The organism is Fibrobacter sp. UBA7003, assembly GCA_002449765.1.
GTDB lineage: Bacteria > Fibrobacterota > Fibrobacteria > Fibrobacterales > Fibrobacteraceae > Fibrobacter.
In genome coordinates this window covers 53233-68634 of sequence record DJXN01000015.1, presented here as the reverse complement: position 1 = coordinate 68634, position 15402 = coordinate 53233, and the positions used below count along the sequence as shown (strand labels likewise).

The window sequence follows — 15402 nt, the reverse complement described above, 5'->3', positions numbered from 1 at the left end:
GGACTCCATCGGGAAAGAATGTTTTAGGGTGATTTTTACTGTCTGTTCTTGATGCAGCGGAGGTATGCGTACGACCTTTTGCTGATCTTATCATACTTACCATTGGTATTCGTCAAGTCCGCATTCATAAAGCAAGCCGCATCGGTAATATTATTTGTGGCAGACCACCAACAGGGGGCTTCTTCATACTTGTTTCCTACATAGCGACCGAAAACGTCTTCAGGAAGCAATCCTTTTTCATTCATTTCTTTGAACACCCAGTCGTCTTCGCTAGATGTCGGTTCATGCCACCCAGCGGGGCAGGCCCCCTGATTAACGACATTGCTCAAATCTAGATAACTATCGAGATATACCTGTGGCTGTCCTGCCGCCGCAGTCCAAGTATATAGGACTCCATAATTGTTACAATTTGCAATCTTATTCTGGTAACACGTCCAGTTCGAGCTGGAATCATTATCATGGCGGTAACGCAGGTTATCAACCATCACCGTATCATCATTGACATCCACTATGCGATACGTGTTGTTATCACGGGTATCGGTCATAGTCGCATAACCATGTTTTGACCACGTATGAGCCGTGGTATCTACACAGCGGTACATGTCGCCGCTATACTTGCCGAATCGCTCATAATTTTTCCTAGTTTCGCAAGGTGTATTCAACGTTTTCTCCATAGCCATTGCATTACGCCAGCAATAACCATTTATTTTATTTGACAGACAGCTACTAGTACTAGTGTGTGCAGAACAAACATATTTCCCTGAATACAGGATATTATTAGTTTCCGTAACAGCACCATTATCGTTTCTGCTAAGTTTTCCACAGACTTTGCCCGTTTCCAACTCAACTGGATCAGCAGTTCTCCAATTCGTATTACCGTATTGACAAACATAGCCATTTACTATTCTTGTATTAAAATTTTCTACGCAAAAACTCCCCGTCGCAATTTCTGCCGCGGTAGTATTTCTCCACTGGTATTTTGAGCCGTCATAATCACATGCATAGTTGCCGTAGATTCCCGACTTACGTGATTCACACAAAAAACCGACAGCCTTTTCAAAAGTCGTTGCATTCCTCCAGGCGTACGAACCATTGCTTTTATCACAGGCATAGTTACCATCCACGCCCTTATTCTCGTAAATGCAAACTTTTCCGGTAATATTCTCGGCCGTCGTGGCAGTTCGCCAAGCATAAACGGAGCCATTCAATTCACACACATAGCCTTCATGGACCACATTATCATTCAATCCTGGCCTACAGAAGGCGTTGTTCGCCATTTCTCCCGCAGTCTCTTCCCTCCAGCTATAAACAGCACTGCTGCCCGAGCCCGTATGGACACAGGCAAATCCTTCCACCAGAGTGGAATCAATGTCCTTATTACAGAACCTCCCTGTTGAATAGGTTCCCCTGTCAATCTCTTCCCAATTCAAATCTTTGCAGTACCAGTACTTATCCATGGCCGCTTTCATGTAGCCCGCATTAGAAGTCGTACAATAACCTAGAGTATAAGTCAATTCATTGGTGGTCTGCCACTCTCCATCCATGCAAACATAATACTTGCCCGCATCCGACTTCTTGAAAACACTGTCCTGGGTGCATTCCGCCTCAAGTTCAAAGGAAACTGCATCCGTTTCTTTCCATTCATTCTTGCAGACGTAGTATTTTCCGCCCTTCTGTTTGAAAGATCCCTTAGGATATTCAGTAGCGCCACACACTCCGAGGTCTGCTTCTAACGAGGTAGCCTTGCGCCATTCCTTGTTGTCGCATACATAGAGCCCGATATTTTCCGTTTCGAAAGTCGTCAGGTTCTTTTCGGCGGAGCACTCGCCGGCATCCTGGAGTTCGTAAGACAGCTGGTCCGATTTTTTCCACTCACCCGATGCGCACAAGTAATAGTCTCCGCCTTTGGTCTTGTAAATTTTACCGGCAGTCACGGACTCGGTTCCGCAAACACCCAGTTCGACGTCCGCGTCACTTGCCTTGCGCCAGTTGCCGTTTTTGCCGTCCCATTCGCATACGTAGCTGCCGGATTTCCCGGTCTTGCCAAGCTCCATGTTGCGGTCTTCGGTGCAAAGCTTGAGTTCGTAGGTGACGGCGTCCAGTTCAATCCACTGTTTGTCCGAACAGACGAAATAGCTGCTGTCCTTGGTCATCACATACTCGTTGTCGCGGTCTTCGGTGCATTCCTTGAGTTCGAACTGGGTCTCGGTGATCTTGTTCCAGGAGCCGGCCTTGCACACGTAGTATTCGGCAGTCTTCCCGCCCTTGTATTCCTTGAACTGGCCTTCCATCTTGCCGGTGCAGAGGCCGAGTTCCGTGTCGAGGGCGGTCGCCTTGTGCCAGCGTTTCGCCGTGCAGGCGTAGCCCGCGCCGTAGTTTTCGCTCTTCTTGTTGCTGTTCTTCTCGATGGTGGATTCCAGGCTGTCGGTGCATGCTCCGAGACCGTATTCATTTGTCCAGAACGCATAGAGCGCCGATTCGAAGTCGGGAACAATTGCCGCAAGGTTCATTTTCTTGATGTTCTCGCGGATGGCGGCGAAGTTGTCGGTGCTGTCGACTTTCGAGGCCCAGTCGGCGAAGGCGGCGGTCGCTTCCGCGCTGTCGAGACCGCCGGTCGAACCGAAGAACTCCTCGATTCCGCCGAGGAGGATGCCGAACTTGCTTGCCGAAAGTTCGCCCTGAAGCAGGATGGAGGCGAAAAGCAGGGCCTTGCCTGCAGAAGTCGTGTCGGAGAGGCTGAGCGCGGTCGCGGTCAGGTCGTCGTCGCCCTTGCCGCCGAAAATAGCGAGGAGTTCCTTCGTCGCGCGCTTCTTCGCCGCGGGGACGTTGAACTTTTCCTTGAGCACGAGGTGCTTCGCGCGGGCGTACTCGAGGTCCGTGAACAGGTTCACGTTCGCCTTCACGGTCTTGCCTTCGCTCAGGTCCACGAGGGCAGAGAGCGTCGTCTTCGAGCCGCTCGTCTTCTTGCCCGTCACCTCGTTCTGGTAGTAGCCGGAGACTTCCACGAGCGCGTACTGGCTCGGGAGAACGATCTTCTCTACCTTGAACGCGCCGGAGTCGCCAGAGACCTTGCCCGTGAACTTGGTCTTCGTCTTCTCGAGGAGGCTGTCGAGCCCGTAGACGGTCACCGCGGTGCCGCTCGCGAACGGGCCCTTCTGCGCGAAGCCCTTCACCGTGATGGAGTCGACCTCCACCTTCTCCACGTCGGCGGTCTCGGTGCTGTCGGCCTTCAGGCTGCTGGAAGATTTAGGCTTGTCTTCGTCGGCCTCGCTGCTGGAGCTTGCCGCAGCGAGCAGGCTGTCGAGTTTCGACTCGTCCACCTCGGCCCAGTCCTCGCTGGTGCATTCGAAGTAGGCGCTTTCCTCTTCCACGAACACGATTTCGCCGTAGTGGCTCTTGGTGCAGTGTGCGAGGTCGTCGTAGGTCGGGACGGAAGCCGTGCCGTCCTTTTCCGGGGCGGGTTTACCGGAACTGCCGTCGTCGCCACAGGCGGCAAGGATGAGCGCGCCAGCCAGGCTAGCGGCAAGACCGAGTTTCTTGGACAATTTCATAATTCCTCCGGGAGGATTGAAGACAAACCTTTTCGATTAGGGACTAGAAGTAGATGAATCCACCAAAGCTAACGAAGACGCCTTCCCCGTTGAAGATGGACTTCGTGTCGGTAAAGAAGGTGTCGCCGAAGGCGAACTCACAGGCGATCCAGTTCCCGTACTGGTAGCGGAACCCGACAGTCGCAGTCACCTGGTCAGACACGCTTTCCATGGCGGTGTATTCGTCGTCCGTGGCGTCCGTTCCCGACGTAAAGTCGAACACGCGCCAATTATAGGAGGCTTCGCCGAAAAGCATCACGTGGCTGCCTAGGAGCACCTCGCCCAGGACGTTCGGGCTGAGCGAAACTCCCGCATTGAACAGCGACGTCGTCACAGTGTCTCCCGACACCGTATCGACAACATCCTGTTCGTCGTATATGGAAAGCGGCACGGACGCATTGACTCCGAGGAGGAGCCTTGCGCGCTCATTCTGGAAAGCCGCGATGCCGTAGTTGAAGAACGGGGAAATCGCGATGTGGGAATCCACGTCGTCGTTAATCACGCTGCCGCCGACCTTGAGTTCGTTTTCGTGACGGGTGAAGCCGACTCCAGCCGACCAGAAATGCTTGACGGCGGAAGGAGTATTCGAAATGCCCAGCGTCACGTTCAGGTCGCGGTAGGCCTCTTCGCTGGACTTGCCCACCTTGGGTTCCGCGTTGTCCTCTTCGCGGGTCGTGACCCAGTCTGCGTTGACGGACGCGACATAGCCGCCAAAGACCTTCGAGGCGGTCAGGCCCCAGTCGTCCCCGGAATAGGAGCCGCTCTTCTTGCCGTTGTCGCCATCGATGGCGAACTGCCCGAGGCCGAGACGGAGCGCGATACCGAAGCCTTCGGTAGCATAACCGGCGGTCGCGCGGCCCAGGTCGCCCGAGATATCCATCGCGGCGAAGAAAGAGCCAAGCGAAACAACGCCACGTTCTGCAGCAGGTTCGATGTAGAAGAACTTCTTGCCGTAGAACTTGTCCGGGCTTCCGAGCAGGCCGTCGACATTATCGGCAGCGGCGACGTTGCCGACCGAATTGTAGGCGCTGCCATGCAGCACGTCGAATGCGGAAGGTTCCTTTGCGGGAGCGGATTCCGCCGGAGCGGGCTGTTCTGCGGCAGCCTCGGGAACAGGGGCCGTCTGCTGAACGGGAGCAGCCTCGGGCGCGGGTGCAGCTTCCGCCACAGGAGCGGGTGCAGGCTCAGCGGCCGGCTGGGCCACGGGAGCCGGGGCGGCCGGCTGGGCCGCGGGAGCCGGGGCGGCAGGCTGTTGAGCAAGAGCAAAAGCGGTAGACGCAAACGTAATCGCAACTATTTTCTTGATATTCATGATACAAACTCTCCTTTAGTTCTTCTGCCATGCAAGCGGATAGGCACCGCAATCGTCCAATGTCGTCTTCACTACCATGCCCATAGCGCCAGAATCATACATGCTGCATCCGCAGGTGTAGGAATCCCCGCCGGCATTTCCCGTCGTACCGATCGTCTTGGCGTTACACACCTTGCCGATATCGTAGGTCACCTTGTCGGTCACGGACCATTCGTACTTCCCGGCGACGTAGGCATTTTCGCCACAGGACCTGTAGACGCTCGTGCCCTCGCTCTTGTAAGTCCCGATCGAATCGACAATCGCCTTGCGGCACACGCCGAGTTCCTGGTCGTCTTCGGTAGCTTCCTTGAAGTTCACCTTCACGGAATCTTCGCAGTAGTAATACTTGGAACCGCTCTTGAACACGTCATACACGACACACTTCTCGTCGCGCAGGTCGTAGTTCGCCTCGTCCGTCGGAATCCAGACATAGCTCACCGTTTCCACGCTGCCCACGGTCATCTTGTTTTCCTGGCAACGGGCGTAGGAGTCGTTTTTCTCGTGCTTGTACTTTTCGACGACGTTCTTGGCGGACGCGTTGCACATGTAGCCGATTTCGTAGGTGGTCAGGGATGTCGGAGTCCATGCGCGGTTCTGGCATCCGTAATAGGTGTCGTTTTCGTCTTCATCTTCGGTCTTTTCGACCGTGTTCACGACATCTTCGTAGTCCGTGCAGGCCTTGCCGATTACGAGCACGATGGAATCAGGTTCCTTCCAGCGGATGGTCGTCCCGGTTCCAAAGCCAGTCGTATCGTAGACATACATCTTCTCGGAATCCACGTTGCCCGCGCTGAGCACGCCGTCGTTCGCATTCCCGAGATTCACGGTATCGCGTTCGAAATCGGTCGACATGCGCCAGGCCTGGTTGTCGCAGGTGAAGAAGGCGCTCGCACTGTCGCTCAGCTCGTTGCGGTTCTGTACCACGGCGTCCTGACGGGCCCCGGCGCAACCGCCAAGGCCGTAGGCATCCACCCAGAATTTCGTGAAGTAGCCTTCGAAGGCGGGGGCGGCCTCGTTACCGAACTTTTCGAGGTTCTTGCGGTAGTCGGATTCCTTCAAGAGGATCTCGCCCGTTTCCTCGTCCTTGATCTTGAGGTTCTCGATATTGAAGGCGAAATCGGCCAGGACCGTGTGGAATTCCTCGTCGCCCCAAGAACCGGTCTCGGCAAAGCCCTCGGCGAAGTTCGCAACGGCTTCGGCAAACTCGCCCTCGTCCAGGTTGGCGCGCAGGAGGAGCGCAACCGCAAGCTTGACTTCTTCCTCGTCGCTATCGGAATTGAAACCGAAAGCGGTAAAGAGTTCCCTCTTGGCCTGCTTCATGGCGGCATATACGCTAGCACCGCCGTTCACCAGGGCGCGCACACGGCCCGCCAGCACGTGGGAAACCACATCGACCGCGGGAGTTTCGCCCGACGAGAGGTCCACCACGGCTTCCAGTTCCAGGGAATCCTCCGAGACCTCGCCCGAGACCACGTCCATGTAAAGGCCCTTCACCGATATCAAGGCGAAGTCGGAATAGGCCGTCACGCGGGGAACCATGAAGTCGCCCTTCCTGTTCGAGACGGAACCCACGGTTGCGGAATCCGTCGTCGCGAAGGCGGCTTCCTTGGAACTGGTGATTTCGCGGAGCTTAACCTGCGTCCCCATTTCAAAGGGGCCAATCACCTTTGCAGAGCCGAGAACGAGATCGTTTTCGACCTGGGGAGTCGGCATACTCCCGTCCGAGGACTCGTCCGACTCGATCCAGCCCGTATTGACACACAGGTAGTACATGGAATCCGCCTCGACATACACCTTCATGCCGAGCGTCTTGCCCCTCTTGGCGGGGCACTTCGGCAGGTCTTCGAAGTTAGCCACGGACACAACGACCCAGCCGTCGTCCGTGCACTGGTAAGACATGCCCTCTTCCTCGACAAGGACCTTTTCGCCCACCGGGCTAACACCCGAGGCGCTCTCCCTCGAAGAACAATTCGGCAAGTCTTCGTAAGTGGAGACCTCCGTCTTGCCTTCATCCGATGAATTCAGGTTACAACCTGCCAATACGGCAAGCCCCGCTCCAAAAGCAAGGAGCGCCGACTTCTTAGAATACAGTGTTTTCATTTGTCTTTCCTATCAAAAAAATCAACACATTGACGCAATGTAGAATAATAAAAAGATTTTTGCAACTTTATTAAAAGAAATTGACTAACGGAAAACCGCCCCTATTTCGTCTTCTTCCCGTTCTTCGCGGCGGAAAGCTTCTTGAATTCCGCCTGGGCCTTGCGCATGTCGGCCATGAAGGTTTCGTTTGTGTGCAGGCTCGGATAGGCTCCCGAAACAAGCACCTTGGAGGCATCCACGTCGCTCTGCCAGTGGAATCCGGCAATCACGCGGCTCTGCCCCCATTCGTAGGCGTATTTCAGCAGGGCGTCCTGGGCAGACGGGTTCACCTCGATCAGCAGCAGGGCCATCGACCATGCGCGAACGGTATGTCCCGACGGGTAGGAACCATTCGTTCTCAGGCGCTCTTCTTCGGACGGAACCAGGGTCGGTTCGTTGAAGCGGTCGTAGGGGCGGCGCCTCATGTAATGCCTCTTGGGAAGGCTCCCCACCTGCTTGAGCGTCCGGACTCCGCGTTCGAGCAGGTTCATGATGGCGGGAGTCTTCTTTGCGGAGATTTCCATCCCGAAAGGTTCGCTGAACATCTTGGCCATGTCCTCGACCGTTTCTACCGCCTGGGCTACAGCCAGGGCCGCACGCGCGGAATCGGCACGCATCTTTTTACCCCAGATGTACTGCGACATGTCGTACATGAACTGCGGGGAGAGCGTATCGGGGGGCGCCGGATAGAAGTTCAGCGCGTTCGGGAGAGCATCCGCTTCCACGTAGGGTTTGACATCTGCAGCAAAACTGCAAAGCGACGCGCCACAAATGGCGACAACGATAAAAGCTTTCTTGATAAGATTGGTCATGCGTTGAATATAAATAAAAAGACTATCTTTTGCGATTGAACCGGAGATTACAAATGCGCATTCTCGAAAAAATCAGTGATTTTATTGGCAAGTGGATGGCGGTTGTCGTCCTGGCTATTGCGGCGCTCTCGCTGTTCCTGCCGAAATCCACGCTCTGGATTGAACTCAGTTGGGTGAATTACCTCTTGATGGTCGTGATGTTCGGCATGGGGCTCACGCTCAAGTTAAGCGATTTTGCACTTGTGTTTGCCCGGCCGAAGGAAATCACCGTCGGGTGTGCGGCGCAATTCATCGTGATGCCCGGACTCGCGTTTTTGCTCTCCAAGATTTTCGGGCTCGATGCCGCACTGATGGCGGGCGTGATCCTTGTGGGAACTTGCCCCGGCGGGACATCCAGCAATGTCATCACCTACCTTTCGAAAGGCGACGTGGCGCTCTCCGTAGGCATGACTAGCGTGAACACGCTGCTCGCTCCCGTGCTGACGCCGGCAATTACCTACCTGCTCTTGCGCACCACCGTGAACGTCGACGTGCTGGCGATGTTCCTCTCCATCGTGAAGGTTGTCATCGTGCCGATTGCGTTAGGATTTGTCATAAACAAGTTCTTTGGCAAATGGACGGCGCGTGCCGTGAAGGTCTTGCCGCTCGTCTCGGTGATTGCGATTGCGATGATTGTATCCGCCGTCGTCTCGCACAATGCATCAAAGATTCTCTCTACGGGTGCCATCGTGTTCGCCGTCGTAATTCTCCATAACCTGCTGGGCTACGGCTGCGGCTTTGGCCTCGGCAAGTTGCTGAAATTCTCGACACCCAAGACGAAGGCACTCTCCATCGAAATCGGCATGCAGAATTCCGGACTCGCTACAAGCCTTGCTGCGACCGCGTTCTCGGGCCTTGCCATGGCGACTGTTCCCGGCGCCATATTCTCCGTGTGGCATAACATCTCGGGTGCGATTTTGGCGAATGTTTACCGCCGGTGGGAATAACCCCATTGTCATCCCCGCGAAGGCGGGGATCTCCCATCAAAAAAATTCATGAACGCCTACATGCATTACCTGCGCGTAGTCGTGGTCGCCTACAACGAAGAACTCGCCTTCTACGAGCATTGCGGCTTCAAGAAAGCCGACGACGCAAACCCTATGTTCATTACCAGCTTGTGGATGTAGGTTCCTTTTTCACCCAATAGCCGCCAGTCTTTTTAGAACCACGACGTTCAATAAGTTCTTTTTTACGCAAAGACGAAACAACCTTATCAAGTGTGTCAATAGGCATTTGTAGTCTGCCAGAAAGTTCTTTTATCATAACTCCAGGTCTTTTTGTGATTTCCAGGAACACTTTCTGCTGTGTTTCATTTAGTTCAATTTTTAATCCGCCACTTAATCCGCCATTTAATCCGCCATTTAATCCGCCGCTCTTTTCTCCCTCTGGCACATGATCAGTCAACGGAATCTCCGCTATAAAAATATCATTATCCACAAATTTGGGTTTTAGCCCAGAATAAATTTCGCACAGGTCACTAATTTTACGGATGCCCGTGCCGAGGTATTCCGCAAACCCCATCTGGGCAAACATTGTGGCGATATGCGGATTCTTAGGATAAGAACAAAGTTGAGATGCTATTTTCTCGTACGCAAAGGGCTTATTCGCGTTATTCGTCACAAGCTTATCTTTATAAATAACGAGCGTTGTTGGAATCGGATTCATGTATTCACGATGAATCAGCATATTCGCAATCACCTCTCTAAAAATCTTGTCACGCAAAGAGAGTCTTTTTTTCCCATCCAAATAGAATTTGTCAGGGAGATGCTTTTCGATAAACCCGTTCAATAATTCGTAACCATCAATCAGGTTGCATGTAACAGTCAAGCGATCATCGTAACGCATCAGGTCTTGTTTGCGGACTATTGCTTCAATTTTATAATATGGCAAATAACTTGAAATCGCTTCGTCCGTACCGAACAGCATAAGTGCCGCAAGCGTATAGCCCGACTTTCCAATGGTAGAATCATAGCGAATCAAACCAGCCGCTTTGAAAAAATCTTCCTTGTTCAACTTGAGCCACGGGTGATTGGACCTGATGGAACGAATCAAATCCTTGGCCTTTTTTAGCATTCCGCGCTTAATGTCTATTTCGCGAAGCCCCGGATAAACCGTATTTTCCGTATAGCTGTTGCTTTTGCGCAAATACATCGCACTAATTGCACTCTGCGTCTTTACCACAAAATCGCCATCGACGCTACGGTCGAAGACCTTCTTGCCGGTCTTGTGGACCTGCGAACTGGCGGGAACAAAGAAGTAGATCAATTTTTTGTCTTTGTAATCAACAACTTGCGGGTCTATCAAGTTCTGAGAATCCAATTTTTCAGGATTGTTGCTTAAATTCGCTATTTGCTTGCAAAGTTTTTCGACACAATTGGGGTCAACGCCCTCAATTTTTTTGTCGTCTGTAACTCCAAGGACAATATGGCCCCCATTGCGGTTTAAGAACGCCGCAACGGATTCGAAAAGATTGTCGGGCAATGCAGTCTTTGCCCTCTTGAATTCGACAGTCAAGCCTTCGCCCTGACGAATGATTTTCCTCAATTCTTTTTCATCCATATCGGCACCCCTTTCATCCTCTCGGGTAACGTAGTTTAGCGCCGCATTTTGGGCAACGCAGAATCAGTTCCTTAAGCCGTTTGATTTCGGCATCTTTTTCTTCTAGTACCTTGGCGAAATCCCCGATGGCGTTGTTAGCACTGCGATTCGGGCCTCCGTTGAATTTTCCGAAAATTTCATCGAACATAATTATTCCTTATAAATTTTAGTTGAACGTCGCCATTGGGCGACATTTTGACAGGCCGTTGCGATTTTGCTGAAAAACAGCGCACAACATACCCTTGCTTATTTGTTATGTATTGAGATTTTCCACGCCTTGCGCGGAATGGGATAATCTTGCGATTCTGTTGGCGGGGGCTTTCTCCCCTAAAGGGGACCATGGCCCACTAAGTGCTAAAGCACTAAGTGGTTGCAGCCCTGGCGTTACTTGGCACCCGCCTTAGCGAGCACACTCGAGTAGGTCGTGTTTCTACCAGCTATCCAACAGCATCAACAAGAAGGTTAATGCGCCCCGCCGCGAATGCACGTACGGACCCGAAGGTCTATGTCGACTGTCACGGGGATTATCGAATATCGACTACAATATACACAAATAGGTTGTCGAAGTCAAGGAATATCTTAACGCTGTTTTTTTTGATAAAAAGTGGATCATTGGACTAGTTTTCCCCTCAAATTGTCATGCCGAGCTTGACTTGTTAACTCCTTTTTCCCTGTCATCCCCGCGTAGGCGGGGATCTCCCTCTCGCATATTTATATATATTTTCCACTGACATAGCCCCGTACCGAATGGTTCGGAGTGACCGAAATTTTTGAGATTCGTCTCTTATTCTCATTGCTGAAACTACCACTTTCAAACCATACGAGAGTAAGACAGGCGCTCACGTCCCATTAGGTGCGTGGGTCGTTTGTGCTTATTGTATGGTAGGGTGTGGTAGCCCGCAGCAATGGTAAGTGCATACGACACCACGCTTTTTTGTTCCTAAAATAATGTGTGGCAAGCTGCCGAATAAGGGCCGACTCCCTGTTCACAACTATAAGCCAGTTGTGAATACGGAAAACTTGGCTTAAAAAAGGATGATTTATGAAAATCATGAATCTATATGAACTAGCTCTCTTGTTGAGAGCCAAATTGAAAATGGCGAAATGGCCATTTAACCGATACGGTTTTCCCGTATTTCCCAGGGAGGTTATTCTTGGAGAACCCCCTACACTCATTGAACCCATTCAAAGGATTCGTTGTTGCAAAAATCCGAAAGAGACCTTGCTCTGTTCTTTTGCTGATGATAAATTCATTCGGAGACGGTTGCAAAATCTATTTGATGAAATTGGGCTGTATCTGAATTATTATGGCTTTGGTGGTTTTGACTTGAGCCCTCGGATTAATTGGCCTCTTCAAATGCAAAAATTCAATATTTGGCTTTCGCAGTTGGCTACAGCTTTTGTTGCTCTGTCAGGACAAAAGATTCTTCCGAATTTCCGGGTAGGCTGTTTGCAGACTTTGTATGCGCTCGAATCTTATCCGAAAAATATTCCTTATATTGTTGGTGCGTTAGGTTGTGCGAAACGCTATAATCCTTTGCATGGCTACATTTTTAAAACGAAGATGCTAATCGCTAGGCCTTCCTTTCTTGTAATCTATGGAAGATTGAGGGGCGAATATGAAGAAATGCTTGAAAAATTAGACGTTCCTTACATGGTGGTTTCGGATTATAGAACTCGCTGTTACAAAGAATCTTTAGAAAGGAGGGCCGCATAATGGATTCCAAAGATACATACTCTAAATCTGTTCAAGAGCAAAAAGATCTTGCTCGGACAAATGCTGATTTAATGAAGAATATTGTGCAAGGCAAGAACAGGAGTCTCGAGCATTCTGAAAAATGGATGTCTGTAAATATTAACGATATCGTAAATCAGTTTGCGCCTGGAGCACAGGCGGAAGTTCAAGGCAATAAAGTTGAATGGCGCGACAAAGAAGGTAAAGTCTCCATTGTGGCTGATATTGGGGGTGGGTATTTGCGTATTCAAGATTTGTCGAAACCCTTTAGAGCGTATTTTGACTTGAAGGGCGAGAGTGTCAATAACTATATTGATGCAAAAGGAAAGCAACATGGACGTCCTAAGACGGAACGAGAGGCTCTGACCCACTTTAGGATAAAATACAGGAGCGAAATGTAATGGAACAGCATGAAATAATCCTTGTCCCCAAGCGGAATTTTGACGAGAATACGGACTGCTGGCAATCTTACGCTAATAGCGGAGAGTTTGACGATTTCGTTCAGTGGTGGCTGAAACTCCCGGAAAATGAAACTTTGTGGGATGTCTATATGGCTTTTAACGAAACGTTGGACGTGCTCATTGATCACTATGAGGATGAGGAGATTCCTGCCGAAAAAGTGGATGCTGCAATAAACATTGCAGATACATTTCGGGAAAAGAAAACAGGTGAATTGGAAAAAATGGCTTTTGACAAGTTGATGCAGGCTTTAACAAAAGCTAAAGAACTCGGTCAACCGGTCTATTTCTGGTTCTAATTGTCATTTCTCCTTGTTTTTTTACTATCATTTTCCGTGACATAGCCCCGTACCGAATGGTGCGGAGCGACCGGAATTTTTGAGATTCGTCTCTTATTCTCACTACTGAAACTACCACTTTCAAAAGACCTGAGGATAAGACGAACGCTCACGTCCCATCTGGGGCGTGGGTTGTTTGTGCTTATTAGGTCTAAGGGTGTGGTAGCCCGCAGTAGTGATAAGTGCTTACAACTCCACGCCTTTTTTTTGCATAGAGTACAAGAGCATCCAATAAGAACTTGTCTCGCAGATGAGGATGCAAAAATATGCCGACAAGAATTGAGCGTATTCAAAAGTCAAAAAGAAACGCCGAAGACGAATTTTATACGATATATGCAGATATTGCTGCCGAGTTGCCCAATTACAGGGACCAATTAAAAGGAAAACGTATTTTATGTCCTTGTGATTGGGACGAGTCTTTTGAACAGCAAATTGTCTATAGTGACGGAAGTGAAGTGCGTTCGTCCGATTTATTTAACAACTTAAACTTTGTTAAAGATATAAATATCGATGAAACACGAAAGTCGTTTGAAAAGAAAATAGATCTCATAAAATGCAACTTCATAAAATTTTTAGTATCTCATGCTGATGCGTATCAAATAAAATCAATATCTGTAAGCGGCTTTAATCCTATATTGCAAAAGGGTATTCGTTTTCAAGATATCGACTATTCAAATTACGATGTAGTTATTACGAATCCTCCCTTTTCCCAATTTCGGGAATTTATAGATACGATGTTTAAAAACAACATGTTGTTTCTCGTAATTGGTCCACAAAATGCAATTACCTACAAAGAATGTTTCAGATACATTTATGAAAATAAAATGTGGATCGGCTATCATTTTCATATGACCGGATTTGACCGTCCCGATGGAACTCATATTCCTAAAAACGATAATAAGGTTCGATCCTGTTGTTGGTTTACAAATATGGAGGTCTCTTTAAGACATGATGAAATGATCTTGACGGAAGAATATTCTTCTGAACGGAATCCTAAGTATGTAAACTATGACGCTATTCATGTGAAGGAGACAAATCTCATTCCGTATGATTATCCTGATGAAATGAGTGTTCCCATTACGTTTCTTCAGAAATACAATCCTGAACAATTTGAAATACTAGGTTACAGTGGTACGTTGGCGAAACCGATGAAGGAGATTGCTCAAAAAGGGGAATATCAGCAGGGTGGACCGGCTTTTTACAGATTGTGTCCGGATGGAAAGTATAAATATCATCGGGAATTTCCAAGAATTATCATAAAAAACAAGAAGGTTCGACATAATGAAGATTAAAGAACTTTACGAAAAAATTCGCGATGGAATCATCATCAGCGATATTGACTTGCAACGCGAAATCATTTACAACACAGAAAAACAACAACTCGTAATAGACAGCATTTTAAACAAAGTGCCGCTTCCTGCGTTTTATCTTTGGAAAAATGAAGATGAAAAGTTAGAGGTGTTGGATGGCAAACAGAGAATAGAATCAATAAAGAAGTTTATAGAGAATGACTTGCTGTTTAATGATAAAATTTGGAAGCAGACGGATCGCGAAACGCAGGATAAATTTAATTCCGCTGAACTTAGTGTGATTGTTTGTTCCGGTTCAGAAGACCTAAAAAGAAAAATATTTAATCGCATAAATACTTTAGGTGTTCCGCTTAGTCCTTATGAAGTGTTGAACGGACTGTATAATGGGGAATATTTACGAGGTGTAACGAGTTATATAAGCCAGGACAAAGATGCCCTTAAAATACTCGGACCTAATAGTCGCGGAAAGAACCAGATGAGAACGCTAAAATTCATTTGCTCTCTTCGTAATGTTAAGGAACTAGATGATTATGTAAAAATGAATCAGAGTAAATCATTTGCCGATGATCAAAGGCTGATAATGAAAAATTTCAGATTTATACGAGATGTTTTTGATGATTACGGTCACTTGGACATTCTTTTTAATCTGTCGATAAAATACGCAAAGGATTTAACTATTTGGAAAGAACATAAATCGGATATAAATATACGCATAAAACGCTATCTAAAAAGCGATGATGCAAAATTTACAGATAAAGCAGTCGAAATAGAAAACATTATCCAAGCAATTGTCCAAGGCATTAGTGTCGATGACAAGCGATTGTTTACAGTAGATGATAAACGGGAATTGCTTGCTCAAAAAGAATGTCGAGAAAATAAGTATCAGTGTGAAAAATGTAAAAAATGGTTCTATAAAGAAGAGCTTCAGGTAGATCATATAGAAGCTTGGTCTAAAGGTGGCCGAACTGTTTTGTCGAATGCACAGCTACTATGTGGCCCCTGCAATAAAAAGAAAGGTAATATCTAGTTTTT

At 49.0% G+C, this 15402-nt stretch carries 13 protein-coding genes; 7 read left to right on the top strand and 6 right to left on the bottom strand.

The genetic code is table 11. The annotated features are described in order from the left end of the window. Positions 1 to 35: 35 nt before the first annotated feature. The 4 genes from B2952_RS12380 to B2952_RS12365 form a co-directional block, all read right to left on the bottom strand. Positions 36 to 3551, bottom strand: coding sequence for an FISUMP domain-containing protein (locus B2952_RS12380; protein ID WP_290733384.1), 3516 nt, complete (start codon positions 3549 to 3551; stop codon positions 36 to 38). 43 nt (positions 3552 to 3594) lie between these two features. Further along, the gene (locus tag B2952_RS12375) at positions 3595 to 4902 is read right to left on the bottom strand and encodes a hypothetical protein (protein ID WP_290733382.1); all 1308 of its coding nucleotides are present in this window, start codon (positions 4900 to 4902) and stop codon (positions 3595 to 3597) included. A gap of 15 nt (positions 4903 to 4917) precedes the next feature. Next, a complete protein-coding gene (locus tag B2952_RS12370; RefSeq protein ID WP_290733380.1) occupies positions 4918 to 7041 on the bottom strand; it encodes a hypothetical protein in 2124 nt (707 codons plus the stop codon). A gap of 101 nt (positions 7042 to 7142) precedes the next feature. Beyond that, entirely contained in the window at positions 7143 to 7892 is a 750-nt protein-coding gene (locus tag B2952_RS12365; protein WP_290733378.1) for an acid phosphatase, read from the bottom strand. Positions 7893 to 7945: 53 nt separating this feature from the next. Between B2952_RS12365 and B2952_RS12360 the strand changes: the two genes are divergently transcribed. Both B2952_RS12360 and B2952_RS12355 read left to right on the top strand, forming a co-directional pair. Next, positions 7946 to 8878, top strand: coding sequence for a bile acid:sodium symporter family protein (locus B2952_RS12360; RefSeq protein ID WP_290733376.1), 933 nt, complete (start codon positions 7946 to 7948; stop codon positions 8876 to 8878). A 48-nt stretch (positions 8879 to 8926) separates the two neighbouring features. Then, on the top strand, positions 8927 to 9058 hold the full coding sequence (locus tag B2952_RS12355) for a hypothetical protein (protein WP_290733374.1): 132 nt from the start codon (positions 8927 to 8929) through the stop codon (positions 9056 to 9058). Here B2952_RS12355 and B2952_RS12350 read toward each other — a convergent pair. Together B2952_RS12350 and B2952_RS12345 are read right to left on the bottom strand one after the other, a co-directional pair. Continuing rightward, positions 9039 to 10490 (bottom strand): RNA-binding domain-containing protein, encoded by a 1452-nt coding sequence (locus tag B2952_RS12350; protein ID WP_290733372.1) that lies wholly within the window; start codon positions 10488 to 10490, stop codon positions 9039 to 9041. The genes B2952_RS12355 and B2952_RS12350 overlap by 20 nt on opposite strands. A gap of 13 nt (positions 10491 to 10503) precedes the next feature. Beyond that, entirely contained in the window at positions 10504 to 10677 is a 174-nt protein-coding gene (locus tag B2952_RS12345) for a hypothetical protein (protein WP_173382104.1), read from the bottom strand. An 894-nt stretch (positions 10678 to 11571) separates the two neighbouring features. Between B2952_RS12345 and B2952_RS12340 the strand changes: the two genes are divergently transcribed. The 5 genes from B2952_RS12340 (at position 11572) to B2952_RS12320 (ending at position 15397) form a co-directional block, all read left to right on the top strand. Then, positions 11572 to 12246 (top strand): hypothetical protein, encoded by a 675-nt coding sequence (locus B2952_RS12340; protein WP_290733369.1) that lies wholly within the window; start codon positions 11572 to 11574, stop codon positions 12244 to 12246. Continuing rightward, entirely contained in the window at positions 12246 to 12665 is a 420-nt protein-coding gene (locus B2952_RS12335; protein ID WP_290733367.1) for a hypothetical protein, read from the top strand. Before B2952_RS12340 ends, B2952_RS12335 begins: the two co-directional genes overlap by 1 nt. Further along, positions 12665 to 13021 (top strand): hypothetical protein, encoded by a 357-nt coding sequence (locus B2952_RS12330; RefSeq protein ID WP_290733365.1) that lies wholly within the window; start codon positions 12665 to 12667, stop codon positions 13019 to 13021. The genes B2952_RS12335 and B2952_RS12330 overlap by 1 nt, the downstream gene beginning before the upstream one ends. 305 nt (positions 13022 to 13326) lie before the next feature. Then, on the top strand, positions 13327 to 14352 hold the full coding sequence (locus B2952_RS12325; protein ID WP_290733363.1) for an adenine-specific methyltransferase EcoRI family protein: 1026 nt from the start codon (positions 13327 to 13329) through the stop codon (positions 14350 to 14352). After that, entirely contained in the window at positions 14342 to 15397 is a 1056-nt protein-coding gene (locus tag B2952_RS12320) for an HNH endonuclease family protein (protein ID WP_290733361.1), read from the top strand. The genes B2952_RS12325 and B2952_RS12320 overlap by 11 nt, the downstream gene beginning before the upstream one ends. Positions 15398 to 15402 lie beyond the last annotated feature (5 nt).